Here is a 24,924-nt window from a genome sequence, read left to right as displayed (position 1 = left end):
CCGCTGATTGCCATCCCGCCCCCTCGGAGTTCGAGGGAGCGGGTTCGTTGATCGAGTTTACTGCTTCACGAAGATCGCGTCGTAGTTGATGACGCGGGTAGGATCGACGTAGATGCTGTCAGCGCCGCCCATGCGCGGCGATTTTGCGACGACGCGCCGCTCGTTGATGACAGGCACCCATGGCGCATCCGCCATGATGTCGGTGAAGATCTTGCCCCAGGCCGCCTGACGCTCGGCCACCTTGGCCGGATCGGACATGGAGTCGGCTGCGACGGCGCGCTCGTCCAGCGCCTTGTTGCAGTACCACGACCAGTTCCAGCCGCCGGGAACCGCGCCGGAGCAACCCAGGATCGGACCATAGAAGTTGGACGGATCCGGGAAGTCGGCGATCCAGGCCATGCCGCCCGACCAGATCATCGGCGCTTCGCCTTCGGTGCCGCCGGCAGCGATGACGTTGGCCTGTGCAAGAGCACGAACCTCGGCCTTGATGCCGATTGCCGCCAGATCCTGCTGGATCGACTGGGCGATGCGCGGCTGCGGATCGGTGTTGGTCGAGTAGAGCACGGTCGAGAAGCCGTCGGCATAGCCGGCCTCGGCCAGCAGCGCCTTCGCCTTCTTCACATCATAGGCAAAACCCGGGAAAGACTTGTCGTATCCCGGCATCAGCGGCGGCAGGATCTGGTTTGCGGGCGTTGCCCGGCCATTCAGGATACGCGTGATGCGGTCCTTGTTGACAGCCATGTTGACCGCTTCGCGGACCTTCAGATTGTCGAACGGCTTCACCTTGGTATTGAGCGTGATGTAGCCGGTGTGAAGCTGCTCTCCATCGACGATCATCTTCGCGCCATCAGGCGAATTCTTGATTTCCAGGAACTTCGCCGGCGGAATGCCATCGCCGACGATATCGACCTCGCCCTTCTGCAGGCGCAGCAACGCAACCAGCGGCTCCTGGCCCACTTCTACGGTGAAGTTGTCGATATGCGGGACGTCCTTGACGAAATAGTCCTTGTTGCGTTCGAAGACGAGCTTCTGGCCGATGGTCCAGTCCTTGAGGATGAAGGTGCCCGAGCCAACCGGATGCTTGCCGAAATCGCCGTTCGCAGCGTCCACGGCTTCCTTCGGCACGACCGAGGCAAAGTTGATCGCCAGCACATGCAGGAACGTCGCATCCGGGCGGCTCAGATGAAAGACGACGGTGCTCTCGTCCGGCGCTTCGATGCCGGGAAGATTGTCGGCCTTGCCGGCCGACATGTCGTCATAGCCCTTGATCGCGCCGAAGAAGCCGGCGCCGGGCCCCTGCGTCTTCGGATTGACCGCACGCTCGATCGAATACTTGACGTCGGAGGCGACAACCTCGCGGCCGTTCGAGAACTTCACGCCCTTGCGCAACTTGAAGGTGTAGGTCTGGCCGTCCGGCGAGACGGTGAAGCTCTCGGCAAGCGACGGAACCAGCTTCGCCGTGCCCGGCTCATAATCCATCAACCGGGAAAACAGGCTCTTGATCATCGACCAGTTCACCCAGTCGTAGCCGATCGCCGGATCGAGCGTCGTGATGTCGTCCTTGTAGGTGACGATGATGTCGCCGCCTTGCGTCGGCTGATCGGCGGCATGGGCTGCCAGCGGCATGAAGGCCAGCATGGCAGCTGTCGTCGTTCTGAGTAACCAGCTTTTGAACATAGGTCAGTTCCCCTTTTTCGTGTGGTTCAGTGCGAGCGGATACGTGGATCGATCAGCGGCGTGATGAGATCGGCCGCGAGATTGCCGAGGATGATGGCGAGGGCGGAGGTCAGCGTGACCCCCATGATGATCGGGATGTCGACCTGCTGGATCGCCTGCCAGGCCAGCTGCCCGATGCCGGGCCAGCCGTAGACTGCCTCCACCACCACCACGCCGCCCATGAACTGCCCGATGTCGATGCCGATCATGGCGATGATCGGCAGGATGGCGTTGGGCAGGGCATGGCGCAGGATGATACGCCGCCCGGACAGACCCTTGGCGCGCGCCGTGCGGATGAAATCCTGGTTCAGCACGTCGATCATGGCGGAGCGGACCATGCGGGCATACCAGCCGGCGCCGAGAAGGCCGAGCGTGGCGGCGGGCAGAACGATATTCGAGAAACTGCCGTAGCCGCTCATCGGAAACCAGCCGAGTGTCGCCGCGAACAGATAAAGCAGGAGAAGAGCCACGACGAACTGCGGCGCCGATACGCCAACGAAAGCGGACGCCATCACCAGACGATCGGTCGGGCCGCCGCGATCGAGCGCCGCGATGATGCCGAGCGTCAGGCCGAGCAGCACTTCGACGAAGATGCCAGCTGCCATCAAGGTGATCGTGGCAGGCAACCGCGCCAGGATCAGCGTCATCACCTGCGTCTTCTGTGCGTAGGACCGGCCGAGATCGCCATGCAGCAAGCCGTTGAGATAGTGCAGGAACTGCGTCGGCAACGATTGGTCCAGGCCGAGTTCGCGGCGGATATTGTCCACCGTCTGCGCCGTGGCGCTGCGGCCGGCGATCATGCGGGCCGGGTCGGCCGGCAGGGCATACAGCAGGATGAAGGTGATGGCGGCGACGCCGAGCAGGATGAGCGCCGACTGGACGAGACGCCTGATGAGAACGTTCAGCATCAGCCCCTGCCTCTCTGGGTCGGATCGAGGATGTCACGCAGCGCATCGCCGACGAGGTTGAACGCAAGGGCGGTCAGCAGGATGATGGCGCCGGGGAAGAAGACCAGCCAGGGGGCCGCCTGGAAGTAGCTCTGGCTTTCGAAAATGATGTTGCCCCAGGATGGCTGCGGCGGCTGGACGCCGACCCCCAGAAAGGAAAGCGTCGCCTCGAGCAGAACGGTGGTTGCAATGCCGAGCGTTCCCCAGACGATGGCCGTCGGCAGCAGATGCGGCAGGATGTGGAGGACGACGATGCGGGCATGGCCGGCGCCAAGCGCGCGTTCGGCCATGATGAAATCCCGCTCCACCAGCGCGCGCGTCTCGGTATAGACGATCCGCGCCACCTGCACCCAGTTCACCAGCGCGATGACCATGGCGACGATCCACAGGCTGGGCTTCAGGATTGCCGCAAGCACGATGGCGAGCAGCAGCGCCGGAAACGCCATCATGAGATCGGTGAAGCGCATCAGCAGACTGCCTGCCCAGCCGCGCAGATAGCCGGCCATGACGCCGACGAAGAGGCCGATCGTGACGGCGACGCCATTGGCGACCAGGCCGATCACCAGCGATGTCCTTGCACCGAACAGCAGTCGCGAAAACAGGTCGCGCCCGAGCGTATCCGTCCCGAGCAGAAACTGGCCGCCCGGCGGCATGGGCGCACCCTCGAGGGTCAGGCCGTCGAACATCTGGTTGTCAGGGTCGAAGGGCGCGAGCCACGGCGCGGCAATCGCCATGGCCACGACAGCCACGACGATGACGAGGCCGAACAACCCCGCAGGTTGCCGGCAAAGTTCCTTGAGTACCCGCATCAGCCGACCTCGGACAGTGTTTCTGAGCCGACCAGGAAGAAGGCGGCGATTTGTTCCACCGGAAGACGCCGGCGCATGGCGCAGTTTCTGAGGATGGCATAGGCGCATTCATCGTCGATCTGGCGCTCGGCCTTCAGCCTCTCGACTGCCGAAAAGACGACAGGCCTGAGCTTCAACCGCTCCTCCAGATGCGCGATCCGCCCCGCCGCCTTGATCCGCTCCTCGTGAATGGACACCGCCAGCACCAGCGCGGGGAAAACGGCGGACGCCACCACGGGCTTTGGAATGATTGCGCCCGCCCCCTGGCGCAAGGCCCAGGCGATACGGCCCGGGGCTTCCGAGCCGAGAATGGCGACGACGGGCCTGAGCGGCTTGTCGCCGCTCCACGGGATCAGCTCGTCCCATCCGCGATCGACGTCGACCATGACGAGATCGGGCAGCTCGCTCACGATTATCGGCTTCCATTGGCGGGTCACCCGCATGCCGAGGACGATGAGCTGGCGGTTCAGTCTCTCGGTATTGGTGTCGTCCTCCGCAAGGATCGTGACGCGCCATCCGGCGAAATTGGGCGTGCCGTTCATGATTGCACCACGCGAAGGTGCCGAGCGGGCTTCTGCCTGCTCGTGATCAGATAGGGGTCGGCGGGGATGGCCGGTTCCGCCGCGATGAGATCGAACCCAAGCTGCGAATTGATGCGGCCGAGATAGAAGGGCAAGGCGGCATGGTTGGTCGTCGGATCGACAACGAGATCGCCAAGCACCGACGGCCAGGAGCGCGAGACGATTTCCTGCCTGACCATGACGGGATCGTCGTTGCCGCAGGCTTCGATCGCCGCGATGCAAAGGGCGACCGCCGTATAGGAGCTGGCAAACATGGTGGAGACCTTGCCGGTCTGCGGGCGCCATGCTTTCAGGCGGGATTTGAAGGCAAGGTTCTCGCTGGTGTTCAAGCCATCGAAATAGGAGAGCGCCGAAAGCTGGCCGACGGCCCCGCCGGCAATATCCGCCAGTTCGCATTCCGTAAGATCGCAGCTGGCAACCGGGCAGTTTTCCGGCAGGAATGCCGGGTCACGCTTGGCAAGCTCGCTGATCGCCGCCAGGAACGCGTAGCTCGACGGACCGATCAGATTGTTGAGGATGAAGCTTGGCCGCTTTTCCGCAATGTCGGCGACGATGCGTTCGACGGCCGTCTCTTCGAGCGGCAGGTAGCGCTCGCCCAGGATGGTTCCGCCGGCATTGACGATCAGCTCGCGGGCGAGCCGGTTCATCTCCCAGCCCCAGACGTAGTTCGCCCCGACGAGATAGGGCCTCGACCCGTGGCGCGGGATCAGATGCTCGAACAGCGGGATCAGATGCTGGTTGGGACAAGCGCCGATATAGATGACGTTTTCGTTGGCCTCGAAACCCTCGTAGGGACACATGTACCAGAGCAGGCCATCGTGCTTCTCGACAAGCGGAATGACTTCCTTGCGCGCCGCCGAGGTGATCGTGCCGACGATGTGCCGGCAGCCGCTGTCACGCATGAGGCTTCGTGCGCCCTCGAGATAGGCGGAGAGGTCCGCGTGCGGATTGAAGAAGACGAGTTCCGCCTTGTCGCCGCCATTCCGCTGGTAGTCGTGGAGTGCGAATTCGGCGCCCAGCCGGGCCTCGCGTCCCAACGAACCATATGGCCCGGTGGTCGAGTAGAGAATGCCGATTTTCACGACGTCTTGCATCGAAACCCCAAAAATAAAAAATCCCACAACGCGGATCCCGGAAACCGGGGCGTTGTGGGGCGCTATTGCCCTTCGACAAGCGAAGTCATGTCAAGACCGAGCAAATCTGCTCATATCTTGAGCGTGATTAAAATACGGTCATTTTAGGTTTGTCAAGTCGGAAGCCGCTCTTAAGTTCAGGCCCCTGTCGGACGGCGCGAGATTTGATCAAACGTCGATGAGGGCTCTCGCACGAGATTGGCGTGCAACACAAGAGGGTATGGGTTATGCACACAAGCGGGCGTGGAGTCGTTGCCTTTGACCGCGCCGCAGACGTCCGCATTTGTATCAAGCCATGCCAGCAGAAAGCGAGATCCCTGTGTCCTACGCCGCTTCCAACCTCCTGCTCGATCTCGATGGTACGTTGGTCGATTCGCAACCAGGCATCCTTTCAAGCTGCCGCGCGGCGCTGCGGGCGCTCGGCCATGAAACGGACCCGGAAATGGATATCACCGCGATCATCGGCCCTCCGATCGAGGATGTGATGCGATACCTTCTGCGCTCTTTTGGCGATGATCGCGTCGCCGAAGCCGTCGATGCCTATCGATCCGACTACGGAACTCGCGGCCTCCTGCTGAGCGAACTTTACCATGGTATTCGGGAAGCACTCGTCGAGCTGCATTCCCGGGGCACTCGCCTTTTGCTGGCGACATCCAAACGGCAGAGTTTCGCGCAGCGCATTCTCGACAATCACGGATTGTCGGGCCTTTTCCAGGGCGTATATGGCTCAGTGCCCGGAGCCGGTCTGGACCATAAGCCCGAACTGCTGGCCCATATTCTCAAGGATGCCGGCTTGGACGCGGAAGCCTGCCTGATGATCGGCGATCGAAAATTCGACATCGTCGGAGCGCATGCGAACCGGATGCGGGCCGTCGGCGTTCTTTGGGGCTATGGCAGCCGACAGGAACTCGAACTTGCCGGCGCAGACCTCCTCATCGATGCGCCATCGGAATTGAAATCGCTGGCGGCGTGACGCGCGCACCTATTCCTTCACGCCGCACCAAAACTTTCAGCTTTTGGGCGGTCTTCGCGAGTTGATTCTCACAGGAGACCGTCGGCGAGGCTGAACACTATGGGAACTCAGGAAGCTTTGTGACGAGAAAGCGCGTCTTTGGCGTTTTGCTGGAGGAATGCGACTTGCCGCAGCCAATGCTACACGGTTTTCTCGATTTGGCCTGGCGCATCGTGTTCGCGAGGAGAATGCTGTCGCGGATTGCCGACTGGTTCCTGACCAACTTCGGCCCCGGGCTTGAACGCAACAACAAACTCGATGACCTTGGACGAAGACATCTCGCAAGGCTTGAGAGCATTGCTCCCTTGATGCGGGGAATACCAGTTGAAGCTGACGATGTCGCTTCCTCCGAGCTCCTCGGCAAACAGCCAAGCGCGGCGGCCGTCCGCGGACCGCTTGACGGTGACACCCCAGCGCCGCCCGTTAAAATGGCCTTCGGAGTAGCCGTCGGGCAGCCGCGCGAGCGCATGCCGAAACTCGCGGAAATCCTGTGGCAATGTCATCAGGGGAGAAGGCATTCGTCGCAAATCCCGCAACCGTCTTCGTCCATCGCCGACCGGGATCGGCTGCGTCGACAGCACAGGCATGTCATCCCCGGTCCGGAAGGCTTGTCATCGCGCTCTGGCGGAAGGATTTCAATCAAGGGGTTGGAAAACAGGTCGGTCGTTACGTCGTTCATCGGGGAGCTCCAGCAGCAAGACTGAGATAGGAATTCATGGGACGAATCCTAGGTCTTGAAATTGGGGCGGGTGATCCACGAGTCCCGATTATCCTATCCAAATGCGGAGGCTGAAGGCTGGAAAAGGCCGGGAGATCGCCTTGCTCTCCGCGCAACTGGGGAAATGTTGGCGGGTTGCAGAATGCCTCCTCGATCGAGTTCGCCGCGACAGCGCCGATTTTGGGCCAGATTGTACAACGTGCGTCCGGATCGTGCAGGCAAAGCTGCGCGGGTTTCCTTATCATCCGTCAGGTCGGACAGACGAGCTTTCGCTGGGTACTGCCATCGCTGATATCCTGGAACGACACCGGACTGTTCGCCGGCAATACGGCTCGCATTCCGAGGTCGCTTGAAATGGCGTGCCGCGTCGGACGTTTGGGAGGAGCCCGGTTGCCCATCGAGTGGTGTAGCCAAAAGGATACCAAGACATCTCGGCACGCTTCACCCGAAGTCGTGCGGCTGGAGGGTTAGGATGCGGAGCCAGGGTGTCTACGGGAAGAGGCTGGGGGATCATTTTCAACTCGAGCGAGCCCCCGCGATCGTCACGAGAAGCCTGAAGCGCTCGGAGATGGGCGTCACGCACATCCGTTGTCAGAAACCCAGTCTCACCTCTCCCATTCCAAGCGAGGACGCGTATCTGGTGGCCTTTCAGGTCGAGGATTGCATAGAGCATGAACTATGGATCAATGGCCGCGGCAGCGGCGCGCTACCCCTGTTTTCCGGCCAAACATCCATCTACGATCTGCGAACGAACCCGATCGCCTTTGTTCGCGAGACGTCGAACTGCGTCATGTATTACATGCCGAAAGCCGCGTTCGATACGCTTGCCGAAGAGATCCCGGCCGCAAGCTTCAGCGAGCTGGACGCACACGAGGGCCGTCCCAACGACGATCCGGTCATCGCGGGTCTGACGGCCGCGCTCCTTCCCGCGTTCGAAAACCCCGAATACGCCAGCCAGCTCTTTTTGGATCACATCACGCTCGCCGTGGCGACGCATGTCGCGGGTCGCTACGGCGACCTCCGCCTTCGGGATGGCAGCAACTCGGGAGGCCTTTCGAAGAGCATGGAACGGCGAGCCAAGGAGATGATCGACTCCAATCTTGCCGGGCAGATTCCATTGGCGCAGCTCGCGCGTGAATGTGGCTTGTCCACCCGTCATTTCACCCGTGCGTTCAAGCAGTCGGTCGGAGTGGCGCCGCACCATTGGATGGTATTGCGGCGATGCGAGCTGGCCAAAGACCTGCTGAGGTCCACGACGCTGACCCTCGCCGAAATAGCGATCGGTTGCGGTTTTGCGGATCAAAGTCACTTCACGCGCGTATTCACCCGTGTCGTGCGGACGACGCCGGGCGCATGGCGCAGATCGCTCTGAGAGGTATAAAAATGAAAGAAGAAGGCGCCTACGGCGAGACACTCAGAAAAACGTTCAAGACCGACGTCGCGCCCTCATTCGTGGCAAGGACGCTGAAGAACGCCAAGGTCGCGGTGACGGAAATTCGATGCGACAGGGAAGACACCGGCCTCACCGAGCCTATCCCGATCGAAGACGCGTTCCTGCTGACGGTTCAATTGCGAGATGTCCACGCCCACGGCCTCTTCCTCGACGGCCGACAAGTTCGCACCGGCTTCCTCCCTGCGGGAACGGCGAACATCTATGATCTTCGCTCTTCGCCGGTCGCAGATAGCATAAGCGCTTTCCATCATCTGAGCTTCTACCTGCCCCGTGCCGCCCTCCTCGAGGTAGCGGAACGGGAGGACCTTCCGGATGTCGATGGTTTCGACCACAATCCCGGCCTGGGCATCAAGGATGACGTGTTGCACAATCTGGCCCGAGCCATCCTGCCCTGTTTCAGATCACCCCTCGCCTCGAACCGGTTGCTGGTCGATCATGTCAGCATCGCTGCCACCGCGCATGCGATCAAGACCTACGCACGACGAGGCAAGTCAGCGGCGGCCAGTGTTCGCCGTCTCTCCCGCAATGAAGGGATGCGAGCCAAGGAGCACGTTGCCGAACATCTCGACGGTGACATTTCCCTGGGCGAGCTGTCGGCAGACAACCAGATGTCGCCGCTGGATTTTGCGGCATCCTTCGAATTCAGCGAGGGGATGTCCATTCATCGGTGGCGGGTAAACCTGAGAACCGAGCGCATGCGGCGGCTTCTCGCGCGCGGCTATGATACGCCCACCATCGCAAGAATGCTCGGCGTCTCGGAAGCCGAGCTTACCCGCGCCTTGAAAAGTTCTTCGTAAGCGCCCGTATTGGGTCGTCACGGATCATCTTAAAGAAAACACGAGCAAGATGGCGGGCGTCGAAACAATCGTTCTCGAACGCGATTTTGCCAAGTGCTGCTTCCGTCGATCGGTCGCGTTGCCTAGAAACGCGGATGCCAGGGCGGGCCAACCTCGCCGGAATTCGTTCGCCGCCAACACTCGTCCTCCGCACGCAATGACCAGCCGACAGTTGCGCGGTCCCGGCGCGCTTGCTTGAAGAATCAGGGCATCTCTGGAAACATCCAGACAAGCACTGCCGAAGAGGCGGCGGATCTCGTCGAAATCCACTCAAATCGTGATAAATTGGCGGCTTCGGGAAATCTGCGCGGCCGGGTGCAAGGAGGCTAATGGCAGCGAGTACGAGTTACGGCAAGGCGTTTGGCAAAAGGCTCGGCGCCAGGTCATCAGGATATGCGAGCCGTGCGTTGTCCAAGGCGATGCTTGCTGTCACGGAGCTTCGATACGACGATCCGCAGCACGTATTGTCGACACCGCCGGTCGAGGAGGACGCGTTCGTCGTTGCCCTCCATCTAAAGTTTTTTCCGCGCTATCGATATTGGGAGAACGATCGTCCGGCGCGCGAATCCTCGCTCCTTCCCGGCCAGATCATCATCTACGATATCAAACGGAAGCCGATCTTTCATCTCAACGATTCGTTTCACTCGGTGCATTACTACTTTCCGCGCGCGGCCCTTGACGCCGTCGCGGAGGAAGCCGGGGTCCCCTCTGTCACGGATCTGCACTATAATCCGGGTGTCTGCATGGACGATCCCGTCGTGCGCGACCTGACATTCACCCTCCTGCCGCTCTTCGCCGACCCGCAGAACGTGCCGAGACTGTTCATGGACAGCGTGCTCGTCGGGGTCGCCCATCATGTCGCCTGCCGCTACGGCGGCATGAGGGTGCGCCCCGTTACCGCCGCCTCCGGCCTTACCCGATGGCAGCAGGTTCGGGCAAAGGAGCTGATTTCGGCAAACCTCGACGGGAACCTTCCGCTTGCAGCTCTGGCGGCGGAATGCGGAATGTCGATGCGGCAGTTTCTGAAAGCGTTCAAGCTGTCGGTCGGAGCGACACCCCACCAATGGCTGTTGCGTCGCCGGATCGAATTGGCCCAGATGCTGCTTCGCGATCCGGATCTTCCGATCCCGGCCGTTGCGAGCTCATGCGGTTTTTCCGATCAGAGCCACCTTACGCGCGTGTTCACGGCGAAGGTCGGCATGACCCCGGCGGTCTGGCGCCGCGAATGCCGGAAATAAATGGGGCGCTGCGCTTGCGATATTAGAACGATCGCTCTATATGAATTGGAGCAATCGTTCTAATATGGAGAGTGACTTGGCGCGTTCACGGCAATTCGACAATGAGAAAGTCCTCGAAGCCGCGGAAAGCGTTTTCTGGGAGAAAGGTTATCATCCCACCTCGACGCGTGACCTCACCGCCGCGATGGGCATGACGACCGCCAGCGTCTACAATGCTTTCGGCGACAAACGCGGCCTCTTCCTGGCGGCGCTCGGCCACTATCTCGACCACTCTCTCCACGAACGCATGGCGCGGCTGGAATCCACGCTTGCGCCGGCGGATGCGATCTCCGGCTTCTTTGCCGATACCATCGCCCGCTCCCTCGGCGATCCCCTCCAGCGCGGCTGCATGCTCGTCAACACCGCGTTGGAAGCACGAGGCGACGACCCCGAAATTCGGGAGAGGGTCGCGGCGGAAACGCTGGAGATGGAGGCCTTCTTCACGCGCTGCGCACGGGCCGCGCAGGACGCCGGCACCACGATCTCGACCCTTCCGGCCGCCGACATCGGCAAGATGCTGCTCTCCGTGGCGCTCGGGCTGCGTGTTCTTGCGAGGGTTCGCCCTGATCCCGACGTTCTTTTCGGTCTCGCCAGGCCCACTCTCGCTCTGCTCGGGCTGCCGCCGCTGAAGGAGCCTCCGAGCTGATAAGCAGCATAGCCCTGACGGGCTGCTGATCACCCCAGCCCAATTATCCGCAAAACCTGCAGGCCGCTCGCGTCGCGATCCGGCGATGGTTCCCTGCACCCATTCGACACACGAAAGGCACTCCCATGAGCACGCATCACGCTGCGGCTTCAGACGATTATTCCCTCACCAGATCCCAGTGGTTCGCCACGATAGCGGGCCTCTCCGGCAGCTTCGTGGCGATAGGACTGGCGCGCTTTGCCTACACGCCCCTGCTGCCGTCACTCATCGGGCAGCACTGGTTCACGGCATCCGAGGCCGTAACGCTGGGCGCAGCAAACTTCGCGGGCTACCTGGCCGGTGCCGTGCTCGGGCGGCCCGTCGCCGCCTCGATCTCGAACAGATCGTCGCTGCGCCTGTTCATGGCCGTTGCCACACTCGCCTTTTTCGCCTGCGCCTTCCCCCTCTCGACAACGTGGTTCTTCGTCTGGCGCTTCCTCTCCGGCCTCGCCGGCGGCGCGATCATGGTGCTCGTCGCAACGACGATCCTTCCCCACATCCCCACGAAACGGAGGGGCTTCGTGAGCGGCATGATATTCCTCGGGTTAGGCCTCGGTATCGCCGCGTCCGGTACAGTGGTGCCCGAACTCCTCCTCATCGGCCTGAAAGAAACCTGGATCGGTCTCGGCGTGCTTTCGCTGCTGCTGACGGCGGTGAGCTGGTTCGGCTGGCCCAACACCGAGCCGCAGGCCGCAGGTGCGCCAAAACAGGTCCACTCGCATAAATCCGCCCGTGGACCGCTGCTGATCCTTTACAGTCAGTATGCAGCCAACGCGCTCGGCCTCGTGCCCGCAATGATCCTGCTGGTCGACTATATCGTGCGCGGCCTGAACGGCAGCGCGCAGCTCGGCGCGGCCTACTGGATCCTGTATGGCATTGCCGCGATTACCGGACCGGTTCTGTGCGGCTTTGCCGCCGACCGCATCGGGTTCCGGTCGTCCTACCGCATCGCGCTGCTGCTGCAGGGCGTCGCCGGTCTTCTTCTGGCCACCAGTTCCAGTGCCGTCGCGCTCATCGTCGCCACCGTTATTCTCGGTATTTTCACACCGGGCATCGTTCCGCTGGTGTTGGGCAGAACCCAGGATATCGTACGCCACGACCATGCCGCCCAGCGGCAGGCCTGGGGGCATGCGACGACCGCGTTCGCGCTCTTCCAGGCGTTGGGCGGCTATGGCTACTCCTATCTTTTCGCTCATTCGGGACAGAACTACGCGCTCGTCTTTGCGATAGGGGCAATTGCCGTCGCATTGGCTCTTCTCCTCGACCTTATCGTTCCGGACCGGACGTCGAGACAAGGTGGCGAACGCCTGCAAACACCGGATCGCCTGCTTCCCGCGAACCGAAACGAGCAGACACCGCACCCGGAAGCCGGGGCACGTCCCTCCCACACCGGGGCCAGGAAATAGCATCCATCCGCCCACCGGCACCCCAACCGGGATCGAGTCCCTATTCCACAAAACAGGGCGCCCTCACAAAATACAAACCGGGTGCAGTTTCCGAGAATGGCCCGCAGCAAAGGGGATGGATGACGAGCATTCCCTTCCGGAAACGACACACCTTGTTGCTTGTCGGCGGGTCATCCGCTCGGTCGGCGCAACAGATGCGCGCATCGCTTCCGGAACCGGGTTCCGGCCGGTCGACGAGAACGACGGCCGGACAACCTGACGGGCATCCATCCTGAAATCCGGTGATACTTTTGAATGGAGAAAACCATGAATTCCATGCCTGAGCCTTCGACGATGACGTCCTACCGTGTCCACGAGTTCGGCGGTCCTGAAGTCATCAAGCGCGAAGAACTTCCGCTCGTATCGCCGGGGCCTGGCGATCTGCGTGTAAGGGTCAAGGCGGTCGGCGTCGGGCCATGGGACGGCTGGATCCGATCGGGGAACAGCGCCCTGCCCCAGCCACTGCCACTCACGCTCGGATCGGACTATTCCGGCATCGTCGACGCGGTCGGCCCTGAGGTGAGGGGATTCAAGCGGGGCGATGCGGTGTACGGCGTCACGAACGAACGTTTCATCGGCGCCTATTCGGACTACGCCATTGCCAAGGCGTCGATGAGCGCCCTCAAGCCCATCACGATCGGCGATGTCGAGGCCGCCTCGGTTCCGGTAATCGCGGTGACGGCCAAGCAGGCTTTGTTCCAGCATGCGCATCTGACAGCCGGCCAGACCGTGCTCATTCACGGAGCGGCGGGAAGCGTCGGCGTCTTCGCAGTCCAACTCGCCCGCAAGGCAAAGCTGAAGGTGATCGCGACATGCGCCGCGAACGACGTCGAATTCGTCCGGCGTCTCGGGGCAACGGTCGTTATCGACTACAACAGCCAGAAATTCGATACGGAAGTCAGTCAGGTCGACGCCGTCATAGATCTGGTCGGCTGCGAGACTCAGGTTCGCTCCTTCGGCGTCATCAAGCGCGGCGGCTATCTGATTTCGGCCGTCTCGAAACCGAACGAGGAGGTGGCGAAGGAGCTAGCTATCCAGGCCAAATTCTTCCTTGTCGCCGTAACCACCGCCGAATTGGTCGACATCGCCGCCGCCATCGACAATGGCGAGTTTGAAACCAAGGTCGGGACGGTGCTGCCGCTCTCGAAGGCGGTCGAGGCCCATGAGATGCTCGAGGGACGCCGGCCCCGAGGAAAAGGCAAGATCGTAATGACCGTCGACTAGCCCCAAACGCTGAGCCCGAACGGATGGCTCAGTCGCCGGCGAACAGTTTCCCAAGGAGATCCAAGATGAACGTCTACAAGCCTCTCATGGCGTGTGCCCTCGTGCTCGCGCTTTCCATCCCGGCCGTGGCGCACGATGCCGTCGGCGAAAAGGTGTCGCAGGTATTTCTGGAGAAGATACCGAATATCCCCGGCAAGAGCCTTCGGGCCTTCGTCGTCGATTACGCGCCGGGCGGAACATCGCCCTCCCACACGCACGACAAGTCCGCCTTCATCTTCGCCTACGTCCTTGATGGCGAAATTCGCAGCCAGGTCGACGACGGAGCGGTCAAAATCTACAAGGCGGGAGAGAGCTGGTTCGAGGTGCCGGGCGCCCACCATCGCATCAGCGAGAATGCCAGCAAAACCAAACCGGCAAAGCTGCTGGCGGTGTTCGTGCTGAATAGCGACGCGGGCCAGCCCACCATCCCCGACAAGAATTGAGGCCATCGCAGGTGGAGATCGAGCACATGAGATCGCCCAAAGGCCCGGTCGATGTTCTTCGGCGTTTCCTGGAAAATCCCGCCCATCCGGAGACCGTGCATGAAATTGAAAACAAAGATCGACACCGAATGGATCTACTCGCTCGCCGCCGACTGTAGGTGGCATCGGATGCCGCAAATGCGAGCGACATCGTGGTTGCCCGATATCATGACCGAACCTTAAGGCGAGCGATCCCGCACACGGACCAGATCTTTCAAGATGGAACCGGCCGGCGCCAAAGATCGTAACGTTGCGAACCCGCGCCGGCTTTCCGCCTAAAGGCCAACCATTACGGTCGCTCCGCCACAAGCGAAAAGAGCAGTACGAACCACCTGCCGCAAGAGAAACGGGTTGCTGCCGGCCGACTCGGTTTGAAAGGTCACGATCATTTTTGAACGATGTGGACGCAAATGTATGACCGCGCTCGAATGGACGTTGCCTGACGAATTGGCCAGCTTAATATCGAGGCGTTAGGGAGCTCACGTCATGACAGACACCGGTGCATACGGTGAAAACCTCGGCTCACGTTTCGAACTGCAAAACGTCCCGACGATTCTGTCCCGGAACGTGAAGCGGGGGAGCCTTGCCCTGACCGAGATCAGGGGCAACGATCCCATACCGTTTTGCAGCAAGCCCATACCTATCGAGAATGCATATCTGGTCGCCATACAGAAGCGCGACTATCCAAACCATCTCTATTGGGAGGACGGCAAGCAATATCCGGTCCAGAACCTGCGGGCCGGACAGACCTTGCTCTACGATCTCCGGCGCGATCCGGTCGTGCTGATGGACAAGCCGTTCCATTCGATCCATTTCTATCTGCCGTCGGACGTGCTCGACAAAGTCGCGGAAGAAGCCAGCGCCCCCAAAATCAGTGAGCTCGCCTACAAGCCCGGCTGCGGATACGACGATCCGACGATGGTCAATCTTATGAGCGCAGCGGCAACGGCTTTCACCAATCCGGAGGAGGTGCCGCAGCTTTTCGTCGATCACATCGCCCTTGCCATGGCGTCGCATATTGCCTCCACCTATGGAGGGCTGGTGCCCGGCAGCCATGTTGCGAAAGGCGGCCTCGCCCCCTGGCAAAAGAAACGCGCCAAGGAGCTCATCGAGTCACGGCTCGACGGCGACCTGGAGCTTGAGGACCTCGCAAGAGAATGCGGATTGTCGAAAAGACATTTCTGTCGTGCCTTCCGTCAGTCCACCGGGCAATCGCCCCACGAGTGGTTCCAGCTCAGACGTATCGATCGCGCCAAGGATCTTCTCCTTGATCGCGACAAGTCGCTTGCCGAGGTCGGAATTTTGAGCGGCTTCTCCGATCAGAGCCATTTCACGCGCGTCTTCATGCAATATGTCGGGACAACGCCGGGCGTCTGGCGGCGCAACCGCTGCGAATGATCCAAGCATCCTCCCTGGATGTGATACCCGGCTGACACCCGACCGAGCGATGAAGCTGCCCGCGAAGTGCCGCAGGCAGCTTCGGCAAAAGTCCGAGCAGCCCAGCTCCACAGGCGACAACCACCTCCCCGAGCGACATTTACGGCGGCCCGCACATTCCGAAAGCGGCGGGGTCGGCGCTGCCCATCCGAGCCCATATCAGGTTCGTGTGATCGTCGCTCCGCCGTCGACGAGCATCGCGGTTCCGGTGACGAAGGTGGAATCGTCGGATGCCAGAAAAAGCGCGGCGGCGGCGAGTTCCTCCGGCCGGCCCAGGCGTTTGAGGGCGCTCATGTTGATCATGAATGCTTCCTTGTCCGCGGTGTCGTTCATCGCGTGATACATGGACGTCTCGATCGCGCCTGGAAGAATGGCGTTCACGCGGACATTCCTCGGCCCGTACTCGGTGGCGAGAGTCTGCACCAGACCGATGATCCCGGACTTGCTGGCGGCATAAGCCGCCGTGCCGGGAAAGCCGAAGCTTGAGCCGACGATCGTGCTGGTGAAGATCATCGATCCGCCGCCGCCGGCGATCATGCGCGGGATCTGGGCTCGCGCCGCCAGGAACGATGCCGTGAGGTTCACGGCAATCGCCTGCTCGAATCCATGCTGCGAGACCGTCTCGGAAGGTCCGGCTTCGCCGAGCGTGCCGGCGTTGTTGAATGCGATGTCGAGGGCGCCGAACTTCGAGTAGGCGGTCTCGACCAGGCTATGGGCGTAGTCCTCGTTCGAGACATCGCCCGCAAGCATCGCGGCAACGCCTCCGAGGGCTTCGATTTCCGCAAGAAGTGACTGAAGTTCCGACTGTCGCCGCGCGCTGGCCACGACCATGGCTCCTTCGGAAGCAAATCTCTTCGCCGTCGCCCGGCCGATGCCCGCGCTGGCTCCGGTGACGATGGCAACCTTCCCAGAAAGCCGTCTCATATCAATTCCTCTCCTGACAGGTGAAATGTCGATGAGGAATAGAACCGTGCCGACGCCTCGCCTTCTATCATCATCGGCGCATTCATTGGACGGAAGGGCCACAACACCCGCCATTGTCGCCGCAAGCGCCTTCCGCGGCACTCTTGACGGTCAGCGCATTCAAAACATGTCTCGCCGGTACAATTCGCCATGCGCCGACTATGGCAATTTCCTCTCGTTCCCCCCCCGCCGTGCTGCCCAAGGCACGGCAGCAGACGCACCCGCCGCTAGTGCCGTCTGCGAACTGGTCTGCCGAGACTTCAGCCTTCTCGGCAGACCACCTTTGCGACGGAACGCCGGATCACGAACGATGGAGAAAATCATGCCGAAATTCCGCACGACCGAGGCCCCGGAGCAAAGCTCGAGCGGCTTTGTGGGATTGGCGATCGTCGCCGCGTTGCTGGCGCTCATGGCGCTCCTCCTGCTGCGTGGAGACCTGAAGGAAGGCCGTCAGCAGCAGGTCAGGGTCTTCGTACCGGAAGCCGATCAGCCTCCTGGCCGGTAAAGGGCGCGACTCTCATCGTGAACGCGGCCGACAGCACGTCCCGGCTTCGCTCTGCGACAGAACGGCGCAACTGCGATTACGTCATTAAAGATACATTGTAGATATATCTTTAATGACGTAGATGTTGGTCACCGACCAACACAGCCAGAACGGAGATCACATGTCGGAAACATTGAGCGAAAAAACCAAGTCGATCGTACGGGCCACCGTGCCGGCGCTTGCGGCACATGGCACGACGATCACGGCGGCGATGTACAAGCGGCTTTTCCAGGATCCCGCCGTCCGCGAACTGTTCAACCAGTCCAACCAGGGCGAAGGTGGACGCCAGACGAAGGCGCTCGCACAGGCGATCCTCGCCTACGCCCAGAATATCGACAATCTCGCGGTCCTAGGCCCCGCCGTCGAGCGCATTGCGCAGAAGCACGTCGGGCTGCATATCCTGCCCGAACACTATCCTCACGTCGCCACGGCACTGCTCGGCGCGATCAAGGACGTACTGGGCGACGCCGCCACGGACGAAATCCTCGCTGCCTGGGGAGAAGCCTACTGGTTCCTCGCCGACATCCTCATCGGTCGCGAGAAGCAGATCTATGACCATCTGAAGTCCTCGGTCGGCGGCTGGAATGGATGGCGCAAGTTCGTCGTCGCGGCCAAGCGGCCGGAGAGCGACATCATCACCTCGTTCGTCCTGCAGCCGGTTGACGGCGGTCCGGTGGTCGGACACCGGCCCGGCCAGTACCTGACGTTCAAGATCAACGTTCCCGGCCTGCCTCCACAGCGCCGCAACTACAGCATCTCCTCGGCTCCGAACGGCATAACATACAGGATTTCGGTCAAGCGCGAGGTGAACGGCACCGTCTCCAGACATCTGCACGACCGCGTCGACGAGGGAGACGTCATCGAGGTCGCGCCGCCGACCGGTGATTTCCACTTGCCGGAACGCCCGGAACGTCCCGTCGTCCTTCTCAGCGGCGGCGTCGGACTGACGCCGATGGTCAGCATGCTCGAGACGATCGTCGACAGCGGTGTTCAGCTGCCGGTTCACTACGTCCACGGCGCGCAGGACGGCCGCATGCACGCGATGGGCAGTCACGTCAAGGGGCTCGCCGACGGGCGCCCTCACTTGAAGACCGCGATCTTCTACGACACGCCCCATGAGCGCGACGAACGCGGCATCCATTTCGATCACGACGGTCAGATCACGATCGACTGGCTTGCGGAGAACACCCCGATCCATGAGGCCGACTTCTATCTGTGCGGGCCAAGACCGTTCCTCGCCGCCTTCGTCAACGGTCTTGCGAAGGCCGGGGTGCCACCGGAGCGCATTCATTTCGAATTCTTCGGCCCGGCGGACGATCTGGCCGCCGCATGAATTCGAAGGTGGGGACAGGTCTTAGCCCGTCCCCACAATTGATTCATCCCGGAGATATTTTTATAAGGAATGAGTTGCCCCAGGGATCGAACACCGCCATGCGCCTCACCGTCTATTCCGACTATGCACTGCGCCTGATGATGTATCTCGCTTTGAATGGCGAGAAGCTTTCGACGATTTCCGAGATCGCGGACGCTTACGACATATCGAAGGCGCATCTGATGAAGATCACACACGAACTCGGCTTGAAAGGATTCATCGAGACCGTGCGCGGCCGGCAGGGCGGAATGCGGCTGGCGCGCGACGCCGGCAAGATCGGCGTCGGCGATATCGTGCGCGCGTCGGAACCTGATTTCGCCATTGTCCCCTGCATGGAGGAAGGCGCCGGAAAGATCTGCGCGATCCAGCCGGCCTGCGTTCTCAAGCGCGCGCTCGCCTCCGCCGCCGCCGCGTTCCTCGACGTGCTGGACGGATACACGCTGGCGGATCTTACGCGGCCGTCAGTGCCGCTTCGAAACCTCCTCGCGCTCCCGGATCTTCCGATAACGACCGCCTGACCCACCTCCCGGAAATGCAATGCGACAATAGCCGCCTGCCTCCTATTGCAGGGAGGCATAGTAGCGCGAGGCGGCCCTGATCTCTTCATCGGTCATCGCCCGCGCCACATTGCGCATCTGCTCGCTGGTATCGTTGCGGCGATTTCCGGAGACGAACGCCCGCAGCTGGGATTCGATATAGACAGCCGACTGGCCGTTGAGCCAGGGGCTCCCCCGTTTGTTCTCGATGCCGCCGTGGCACGATCCGCAGGGTGCGATCCCCCGCATCGGCGCACCGACCTGTACGATGGCGGGCTCGGCCACCGCCGTTCCGGCAGGGGTTTCCGGAAGTCTCGGAAGATATGCGTAGTAGGCCGCAAGATCGCGCATGTCTTGCTCCGTCATGGTCAGCGCGAACGGGCTCATGACCGCGTTTACGCGGGCGCCGCTTTTGAAATCCCGAAGCTGCTTGTAGATCACCGCCGCATACTGCCCGGCCAGGTTGGGCGAATCCGCACGGCTCACGCCGGTCGGCCCATGGCAGATGGCGCATTTCTGGGCGAGCGTCGCGCCTCTGCCGATAGAATCAGCGGGCGCTTCGCGCAGGTCCTCGGCGCCGAGCGTTACAGACGAAACCTGAAAGTCCGGAGCGACGAAGGCGACGGCAGAGTTGCGAACGGGAAATCCTGCCGCGTTGCAAATGGAATCCCATAGTCCCGCCAGGCGGCCGTCCGGCTCCGCGTACGGCATGAGCACGAAGCCGGTGACGACTGCCGAGAGAAAGATCAGCACGGCGATACCGACGCTTGTCGTGAACCATCTGTTCGCGATGCTGAAGATTTTCTCGCCGCTCATTTCCGGACTCCGACATAAACGGCGGGCACCGACGTATCTCCCCGGAAGGCGAGCTGCAGGATCGGATAGCCGTAGTTGGTGACGGTCAGGCCGATCATGAGGGCGATCCAGAGGCCGTGGCCATTCAGCGCGGCCGGCACCCGGGCAGGCGGATGGACCGCAATGCTGAACCGGTAGCTGCCCGGCTCCTGCCGCCCCGACATGTGTCCTCTGATGAGGATGGCGAAGAAGAGGATTGCCGAGACGACAAGAATGAAGCCGCCGACCACGGACAGGGCAACGGGTATCGCCTGGCCGGCAATCGCAGGATCGGCGTAGTCGTAGTAGGCCATTCGTCGAGGCATGCCGAGAATGCCGACATAATGCCAGGGAAAGGTCGTGACGATCATTCCGACGAACCAGAGCCAGAGCTGCGTTCGCATCAGACCGATGTCGAGCAGCGGCCTGCCGGTCAGATGGGGCCAGAGATCGTAGGCGATGACGAAATACATGATGACGATCGCGCCGCCGAAGATCAGATGGAAATGTCCCGTGGTCCATTGCGTGTTATGGATCGAGGCGTCGAGCTGGTAGCTCATGTTGATGAGGCCGCCCGCACCGCCAAAGCCGAGCATCAAGAAGGAGAATGCCACGGCGAGCATCGTCGGATTTTTCCATGGAAGCGCTGCAAGCCACCCGAACGGTCCCCGTCCGCCTCTCAGCCGCCCGGCGATCTCGACCGAGGCGCAGATCGTGAAGACCGTCAGGAGCGTCGGCAGCGCGACGATCGCCGTGAACGCGGAATGGACGAACTTGAAGCCGGCGCCGACCTGAGGGTCGGCAAAGGCGTGGTGGATGCCGATCGGCATCGCGACGACCAGAAACAGCACGAAGGAAATGCGGGCCATCGGGTCACTGTAGAGCTTGCCGCCGATCGCTCTCGGGACAATCGTGTAGTAGGCGATGTAGCTCGGCATCAGCCAGAAATAGACGATGGCATGCAGGGTCCAGGAGAAGAAGATACGCGCGAGCCCGGCATCGATCGTCGAACGAAATCCAAGCGCTACGGGTATGATCTGAAGCAGGAGTTCAAGCGCGGCACCGACCGCCGTCCACCCCCACAGATAAGAGCCCGCGACATTCGCGTACATCGCCAGGGGAACCGGAGCGCCCGGATTGGCTCGCTTCCAGCGGTAGAGGTTGACCGACATCAGGGCGACCCAGATCCAGGAGCCGACGACAACGAGGACCACGCCGATGTAGTAGAACGGGTTGCCGATCATCGGCGGATAGAAAGTGTAGAGAACGGAGGCCAGACCCATCGAGACGGGGATCATGGCGGTGACGGCGCCGACGACGATCAGCCAGAAGCCCGCCCACGCCCAGCGTCGCCCGACCAGCGGCGTCTTCAACGAGCTCTCGGTGATCGCGTAACCGAACCCCATCGCGACGAGCGTGGGAAACACATAGCCCATGATGGTTCCATGGGCGGTGACGGAGCGATAGTACAGCTCGGGATTTCCGATCCAAGCCGCCAGGGGGCTGCGGATGAACATCTGCCAGGCGCCGAGCAGGATCGCCAGGCCGAAGACGCCGAAGGCGAGCCAGAAATGCGCGAGGATCAGGCGTCGGCTACTTAACACAGGACAGCCTCCTCTTGTCGGCGGCGAGCGCCATGAAGGCCTGCCGGTCGATGACCTTCACTTTCGCCCACATGCCTTCATGTCCGACGCTGCAAAACTCCTGGCACGGCATCAGGTGCTCGCCCGGTTCCGGAAAGCGCGCGGTTTGCTCAGACACGTATCCCGGCACCAGCATCGTGTTCACGTTCGTCCCCTGGATCAGGAGGCCGTGTACGACATCCGCGCTGGTCGCCCGAATGACGACCTTCGTCTCCGCCGGCACAAGGATGCAGGATGGCGTGAACGAATATTGCTGACCAACGGCCCGGACGGTGACCGACCCGTCGGGCTCGACCGCGGTTCCGAGGTTGGTCTCCACGAACTCTCCGGTAACGTGGAGCGTGACCGGGTTTATCGTCTCGACCTGCGTCTGGGGCATCGTCGCCTGGTACAGGCCGGCATAGGCCGCCATCCCCACAAGAAAGGCGATGATGAGGATCGAAATCGCCGCCCATCGGCGCTCGATCTTCTCGGCGACCTGGGCACTGGCCGGCTGACTGTTCTCCACGCTCATGGAAATCCCGTCCGAGGCAAAAAGACGAACAGATAGAAGAGCAGCCACATCGCCACCACGCAGGCGGTCGCGATACCGGCGACCACGATTGCGCCGCGCGGTCCGCTCGCGACGATATGGTCGACCTTCGCGTCGTGGACATCCGGATCGCGATCGGGGGATTCGGTGTTGATCATATCGTGTTCCTCATTGAAGCGGGGCGGCGCGCAATTGGTTCGCCTCGGCCGCGCTGACCGGCGCCCCGGTATTGCCCCAGGACGTCCTGATGTAGCTGACTACCGCGGCGACCTCGTCGTCCGAAAGACTGACCGAGAATGGCGGCATTCCGTGAGGCATCGGATTTCCCGAGGTTCCCGGCGGATAGCCGCCGTTGAGAACCATCCGGATGGCGTTCACGGCCGAATCCATCTGAATGGACTGGTTTCCGGCGAGCGGAGGATAGTGAGGCGGCTTCCCCTCTCCCCTCAAGCCGTGGCAGCTTGCACAGTCGCTCTCGTAGACAGATTTTCCGAGGCTGACGAGAAGGCTGCTCTCGGCGTGAGGCAGCCGCGACACGACCGGCTTCGGGCTATCCTGGGCTATGCTCTTCAGATAGACGGCCATCGCGCGGATATCCGCATCCGAAAGATACTGCAGGCTGTTGTAAACGACGTCCGCCATGGGTCCGTAGACAACGCCTCGGGCCGACACGCCTTTCTGCAGAAGATCGGTGATGTCCTGGATGCTCCAGGTTCCGAGACCAGCTTCCTTGTTCGAAGTGAGAGAGGGCGCATACCAGTCCTGCATCGGGATCAATCCGCCCTTGAACGCGTCGGCCTCGGAATTGCCTCCGAGCGCGTTGATCGGCGTGTGGCACATGCCGCAATGGCCAAGCCCCTCGACCAGATAGGCGCCACGGTTCCACTCATCGGATTTCTGCGTGTCCGGCTTGAATGCCCCTTCGGTGAAGAAGAGCGTCCGCCAACCGAGCACGAGCGAGCGGTTGTTGTAGGGAAACTGGAGCTCGTGCTCGCGGTTCTTCTGCGAGACGGGCTCGATCCGCAGCAGATACGCGTAGATCGCGTCGCTGTCCTGGCGCGAAACCTTCGTATAGGACGCGAACGGCATGGCCGGGTAAAGCAATCCGCCATCGGGAAAGCGTCCCTCATGCATCGTCCGATAGAAGTCGTCCGCGCTCCATCGTCCGATTCCGGTGTCGCGGTCGGGCGTTATGTTGGAGGTGTACAAGGTTCCGAACGGCGTCGGCATGGCCCTGCCTCCCGCGAAAACCTTGCCCTCCGGCGCCGTGTGACAAGCAATGCAGTCTCCCGCCCGCGCCAGATACTCGCCCCTTGCGATGAGGGCCGGATCGTTTGCAGCGACGCTCTCGCTTGCGCGAATTGCCGTTTCGCCGCAAAGAAAGGACGTGACCGCCAAGATCCCCACCACGGCAATAAAACTGGAAGGCCTCATTTGAGCGTTCCTTCCTCCGGCTGGCTTCCGCATTGGAACGGCAACGCAAACGCATCGTTCTTCGCCGGAGACGGGTCGGCCGGGACCGGCTGGGCGGAAAGCCATGCAGCCACGGCCCGAACGTCGTCCTCGGTGAGATGTCCCGCGACGATCTGCATGCAATCCGGAGCGATGGCCGTTCGCGTCCCGTAGCGCCAACCGCCGAGCTGCGCGCTGAGATAACTTGCTCGAAGGCCGAGAAGCCCCGGAATGCCGGGCTCCTGGCCCGTCAGAAGAGAACCATGGCAGCTTACGCAGGCAGGCACTCCGCGAGATGCGTCGCCACCGGTGACGAGAGCTTTGCCGTGGTCAAGGACGGCCTCGCTGACATCGGCCGGCCCGGGTTGCGGAAGCGGAGGCCGCTGCGCCGCGAAATAATCCGCGATTTGCTTCAAATAGGCTTCCGGCAAGAACTGAAGTAGATAGTTCATCGGCGGGTATTTCCGGCGGCCGTTCCGGAACGCAAGGAGCTGATTGTAGAGATATCCGGAGGGCTTTCCCGCAAGGCGCGGGAAGTAGGGATCGCTCGTTCCCCGGCCCTGAATGCCGTGGCATGGCGTACACGCCTGAACGCGTTCGGCCATGCCCTCCGCCGTCATATCCTCTGCGGCCGCGCAGCCGGCTGCAGCGAGATACGCCGCGAGAAGAAGGACACGCATGGACAGCCGCATTGTCGTCGTTCCTCGCTCCAATCCAACATGGTCATCTGCGCTTATGGGTGGGGCATCGGGCGGCCTGTGTCTGGCAACAACGGGACGAGTTTTGTGGGAACGGGCCGGAAGGATGCCGCAGCTGCCGGAAGCAACAATTGTCTCGATGGCAATCAAGCCCGCTGAAGCCTCGGCGAGCACCCGCACGGCATGGCCGACGGGAACGGCGCCGGGCCAAATGACAGGCCGAAGATCGCGCATGGCCGGCCCGGCTATGCGAGCCGCGCTCCTTGTGCGCTGTTCATTGCGGCGCTTCAATGAGCACCCGCGCCGGAAGTCTGGCCCGGCTTCGGTTTTTTGAGGATCAGGCTTGAGGAGAGCGCGATGATGAGGGCGATGCCGATGAGGAAGAAGGTGTCGCTGAATGCCATGATGTTTGCCTGTTTGCGCAGGCTTGCCGCGACGGCGACGATGGCCTTGTGGGAGGCGAGGGCCTGGTCGCTGACGCCATGGCTCATGAAGTAGCCGGTGAGGCTTGCGATGC

At 61.8% G+C, this 24,924-nt stretch carries 25 protein-coding genes and 1 pseudogene; 12 read left to right on the top strand and 14 right to left on the bottom strand.

What is annotated here, in order from left to right:
- Positions 1 to 57 precede the first annotated feature (57 nt).
- From GR212_RS24855 to GR212_RS24835, 5 genes are read right to left on the bottom strand one after another with little or no spacing between them, the layout of a single operon-like run.
- A complete protein-coding gene (locus GR212_RS24855; protein WP_163990573.1) occupies positions 58 to 1,677 on the bottom strand; it encodes an ABC transporter substrate-binding protein in 1,620 nt (539 codons plus the stop codon).
- Between the two features lie 26 nt (positions 1,678 to 1,703).
- Entirely contained in the window at positions 1,704 to 2,624 is a 921-nt protein-coding gene (locus GR212_RS24850; protein WP_163990571.1) for an ABC transporter permease, read from the bottom strand.
- A complete protein-coding gene (locus tag GR212_RS24845) occupies positions 2,624 to 3,472 on the bottom strand; it encodes an ABC transporter permease (RefSeq protein ID WP_163990569.1) in 849 nt (282 codons plus the stop codon). Before GR212_RS24845 ends, GR212_RS24850 begins: the two co-directional genes overlap by 1 nt.
- On the bottom strand, positions 3,472 to 4,053 hold the full coding sequence (locus GR212_RS24840; RefSeq protein ID WP_163990567.1) for an ANTAR domain-containing response regulator: 582 nt from the start codon (positions 4,051 to 4,053) through the stop codon (positions 3,472 to 3,474). The genes GR212_RS24845 and GR212_RS24840 overlap by 1 nt, the downstream gene beginning before the upstream one ends.
- A complete protein-coding gene (locus tag GR212_RS24835; RefSeq protein WP_163990565.1) occupies positions 4,050 to 5,186 on the bottom strand; it encodes a transporter substrate-binding protein in 1,137 nt (378 codons plus the stop codon). The genes GR212_RS24840 and GR212_RS24835 overlap by 4 nt, the downstream gene beginning before the upstream one ends.
- 358 nt (positions 5,187 to 5,544) lie before the next feature.
- Between GR212_RS24835 and GR212_RS24830 the strand changes: the two genes are divergently transcribed.
- A complete protein-coding gene (locus GR212_RS24830; protein ID WP_348643525.1) occupies positions 5,545 to 6,198 on the top strand; it encodes an HAD hydrolase-like protein in 654 nt (217 codons plus the stop codon).
- Positions 6,199 to 6,377: 179 nt separating this feature from the next.
- Here GR212_RS24830 and GR212_RS24825 read toward each other — a convergent pair whose 3' ends face one another.
- Positions 6,378 to 6,824: a hypothetical protein gene (locus tag GR212_RS24825; protein WP_348643524.1), complete on the bottom strand. Its 447-nt coding sequence runs from the start codon at positions 6,822 to 6,824 to the stop codon at positions 6,378 to 6,380.
- A gap of 603 nt (positions 6,825 to 7,427) precedes the next feature.
- Here GR212_RS24825 and GR212_RS24820 point away from each other — a divergent pair.
- The 8 genes from GR212_RS24820 to GR212_RS24785 all read left to right on the top strand — a co-directional run bounded on the left by GR212_RS24820 (position 7,428) and on the right by GR212_RS24785 (position 15,794).
- Positions 7,428 to 8,327, top strand: coding sequence for a helix-turn-helix domain-containing protein (locus GR212_RS24820; protein WP_163990561.1), 900 nt, complete (start codon positions 7,428 to 7,430; stop codon positions 8,325 to 8,327).
- A gap of 11 nt (positions 8,328 to 8,338) precedes the next feature.
- Complete coding sequence (locus tag GR212_RS24815; protein WP_163990559.1) at positions 8,339 to 9,205, top strand: helix-turn-helix domain-containing protein; 867 nt, start codon at positions 8,339 to 8,341, stop codon at positions 9,203 to 9,205.
- Between the two features lie 368 nt (positions 9,206 to 9,573).
- The gene (locus GR212_RS24810) at positions 9,574 to 10,482 is read left to right on the top strand and encodes an AraC family transcriptional regulator (protein WP_163990557.1); all 909 of its coding nucleotides are present in this window, start codon (positions 9,574 to 9,576) and stop codon (positions 10,480 to 10,482) included.
- Positions 10,483 to 10,558: 76 nt separating this feature from the next.
- Entirely contained in the window at positions 10,559 to 11,167 is a 609-nt protein-coding gene (locus GR212_RS24805; protein WP_163990555.1) for a TetR/AcrR family transcriptional regulator, read from the top strand.
- A 125-nt stretch (positions 11,168 to 11,292) separates the two neighbouring features.
- Entirely contained in the window at positions 11,293 to 12,612 is a 1,320-nt protein-coding gene (locus tag GR212_RS24800) for a YbfB/YjiJ family MFS transporter (protein WP_163990553.1), read from the top strand.
- A 315-nt stretch (positions 12,613 to 12,927) separates the two neighbouring features.
- A complete protein-coding gene (locus GR212_RS24795; RefSeq protein ID WP_432444406.1) occupies positions 12,928 to 13,875 on the top strand; it encodes an NADP-dependent oxidoreductase in 948 nt (315 codons plus the stop codon).
- A gap of 65 nt (positions 13,876 to 13,940) precedes the next feature.
- Positions 13,941 to 14,357: a cupin domain-containing protein gene (locus tag GR212_RS24790; RefSeq protein ID WP_163990551.1), complete on the top strand. Its 417-nt coding sequence runs from the start codon at positions 13,941 to 13,943 to the stop codon at positions 14,355 to 14,357.
- A 525-nt stretch (positions 14,358 to 14,882) separates the two neighbouring features.
- The gene (locus GR212_RS24785) at positions 14,883 to 15,794 is read left to right on the top strand and encodes a helix-turn-helix domain-containing protein (RefSeq protein WP_163990549.1); all 912 of its coding nucleotides are present in this window, start codon (positions 14,883 to 14,885) and stop codon (positions 15,792 to 15,794) included.
- 198 nt (positions 15,795 to 15,992) lie between these two features.
- Here GR212_RS24785 and GR212_RS24780 read toward each other — a convergent pair whose 3' ends face one another.
- On the bottom strand, positions 15,993 to 16,757 hold the full coding sequence (locus GR212_RS24780; RefSeq protein ID WP_163990547.1) for an SDR family oxidoreductase: 765 nt from the start codon (positions 16,755 to 16,757) through the stop codon (positions 15,993 to 15,995).
- Positions 16,758 to 17,118: 361 nt separating this feature from the next.
- Here GR212_RS24780 and GR212_RS24775 point away from each other — a divergent pair, with 361 nt between their 5' ends.
- The 3 genes from GR212_RS24775 to GR212_RS24765 all read left to right on the top strand — a co-directional run bounded on the left by GR212_RS24775 (position 17,119) and on the right by GR212_RS24765 (position 19,230).
- Positions 17,119 to 17,301, top strand: a complete 183-nt coding sequence (locus tag GR212_RS24775; RefSeq protein ID WP_163990545.1) for a hypothetical protein — start codon at positions 17,119 to 17,121, stop codon at positions 17,299 to 17,301.
- Between the two features lie 160 nt (positions 17,302 to 17,461).
- Positions 17,462 to 18,673: an NO-inducible flavohemoprotein gene (gene hmpA, locus GR212_RS24770; protein ID WP_163990543.1), complete on the top strand. Its 1,212-nt coding sequence runs from the start codon at positions 17,462 to 17,464 to the stop codon at positions 18,671 to 18,673.
- A 98-nt stretch (positions 18,674 to 18,771) separates the two neighbouring features.
- A complete protein-coding gene (locus GR212_RS24765) occupies positions 18,772 to 19,230 on the top strand; it encodes an RrF2 family transcriptional regulator (RefSeq protein WP_163990818.1) in 459 nt (152 codons plus the stop codon).
- Between the two features lie 42 nt (positions 19,231 to 19,272).
- On the opposite strand, the gene GR212_RS24760 is transcribed toward GR212_RS24765, so the two are convergent.
- From GR212_RS24760 to GR212_RS24730, 7 genes and pseudogenes are all read right to left on the bottom strand, one after another.
- Positions 19,273 to 20,064, bottom strand: a complete 792-nt coding sequence (locus tag GR212_RS24760; RefSeq protein ID WP_163990541.1) for a c-type cytochrome — start codon at positions 20,062 to 20,064, stop codon at positions 19,273 to 19,275.
- Positions 20,061 to 21,686 carry a cbb3-type cytochrome c oxidase subunit I gene (locus GR212_RS24755; protein ID WP_163990539.1) on the bottom strand — a complete coding sequence of 542 codons (1,626 nt, stop codon included), beginning with the start codon at positions 21,684 to 21,686 and terminating at the stop codon, positions 20,061 to 20,063. The genes GR212_RS24760 and GR212_RS24755 overlap by 4 nt, the downstream gene beginning before the upstream one ends.
- Positions 21,676 to 22,239, bottom strand: a complete 564-nt coding sequence (locus GR212_RS24750) for a cytochrome C oxidase subunit II (RefSeq protein WP_163990537.1) — start codon at positions 22,237 to 22,239, stop codon at positions 21,676 to 21,678. The genes GR212_RS24755 and GR212_RS24750 overlap by 11 nt, the downstream gene beginning before the upstream one ends.
- Positions 22,236 to 22,415: a hypothetical protein gene (locus GR212_RS24745; RefSeq protein ID WP_163990535.1), complete on the bottom strand. Its 180-nt coding sequence runs from the start codon at positions 22,413 to 22,415 to the stop codon at positions 22,236 to 22,238. The genes GR212_RS24750 and GR212_RS24745 overlap by 4 nt, the downstream gene beginning before the upstream one ends.
- Before the next feature lie 10 nt (positions 22,416 to 22,425).
- Positions 22,426 to 23,691, bottom strand: a complete 1,266-nt coding sequence (locus GR212_RS24740; RefSeq protein ID WP_163990533.1) for a c-type cytochrome — start codon at positions 23,689 to 23,691, stop codon at positions 22,426 to 22,428.
- Positions 23,688 to 24,401 (bottom strand): c-type cytochrome, encoded by a 714-nt coding sequence (locus GR212_RS24735; RefSeq protein WP_432444403.1) that lies wholly within the window; start codon positions 24,399 to 24,401, stop codon positions 23,688 to 23,690. The genes GR212_RS24740 and GR212_RS24735 overlap by 4 nt, the downstream gene beginning before the upstream one ends.
- A 293-nt stretch (positions 24,402 to 24,694) precedes the next feature.
- Positions 24,695 to 24,924 (bottom strand): annotated as a pseudogene (locus GR212_RS24730) (EmrB/QacA family drug resistance transporter); the annotation flags it as partial.

This window comes from Martinezella lusitana (genome assembly GCF_010668395.1).
Classification (GTDB): domain Bacteria; phylum Pseudomonadota; class Alphaproteobacteria; order Rhizobiales; family Rhizobiaceae; genus Rhizobium; species Rhizobium lusitanum_A.
Note: the sequence above shows the minus strand (reverse complement) of the source record. Positions and strands in the feature narration are given on the sequence as shown.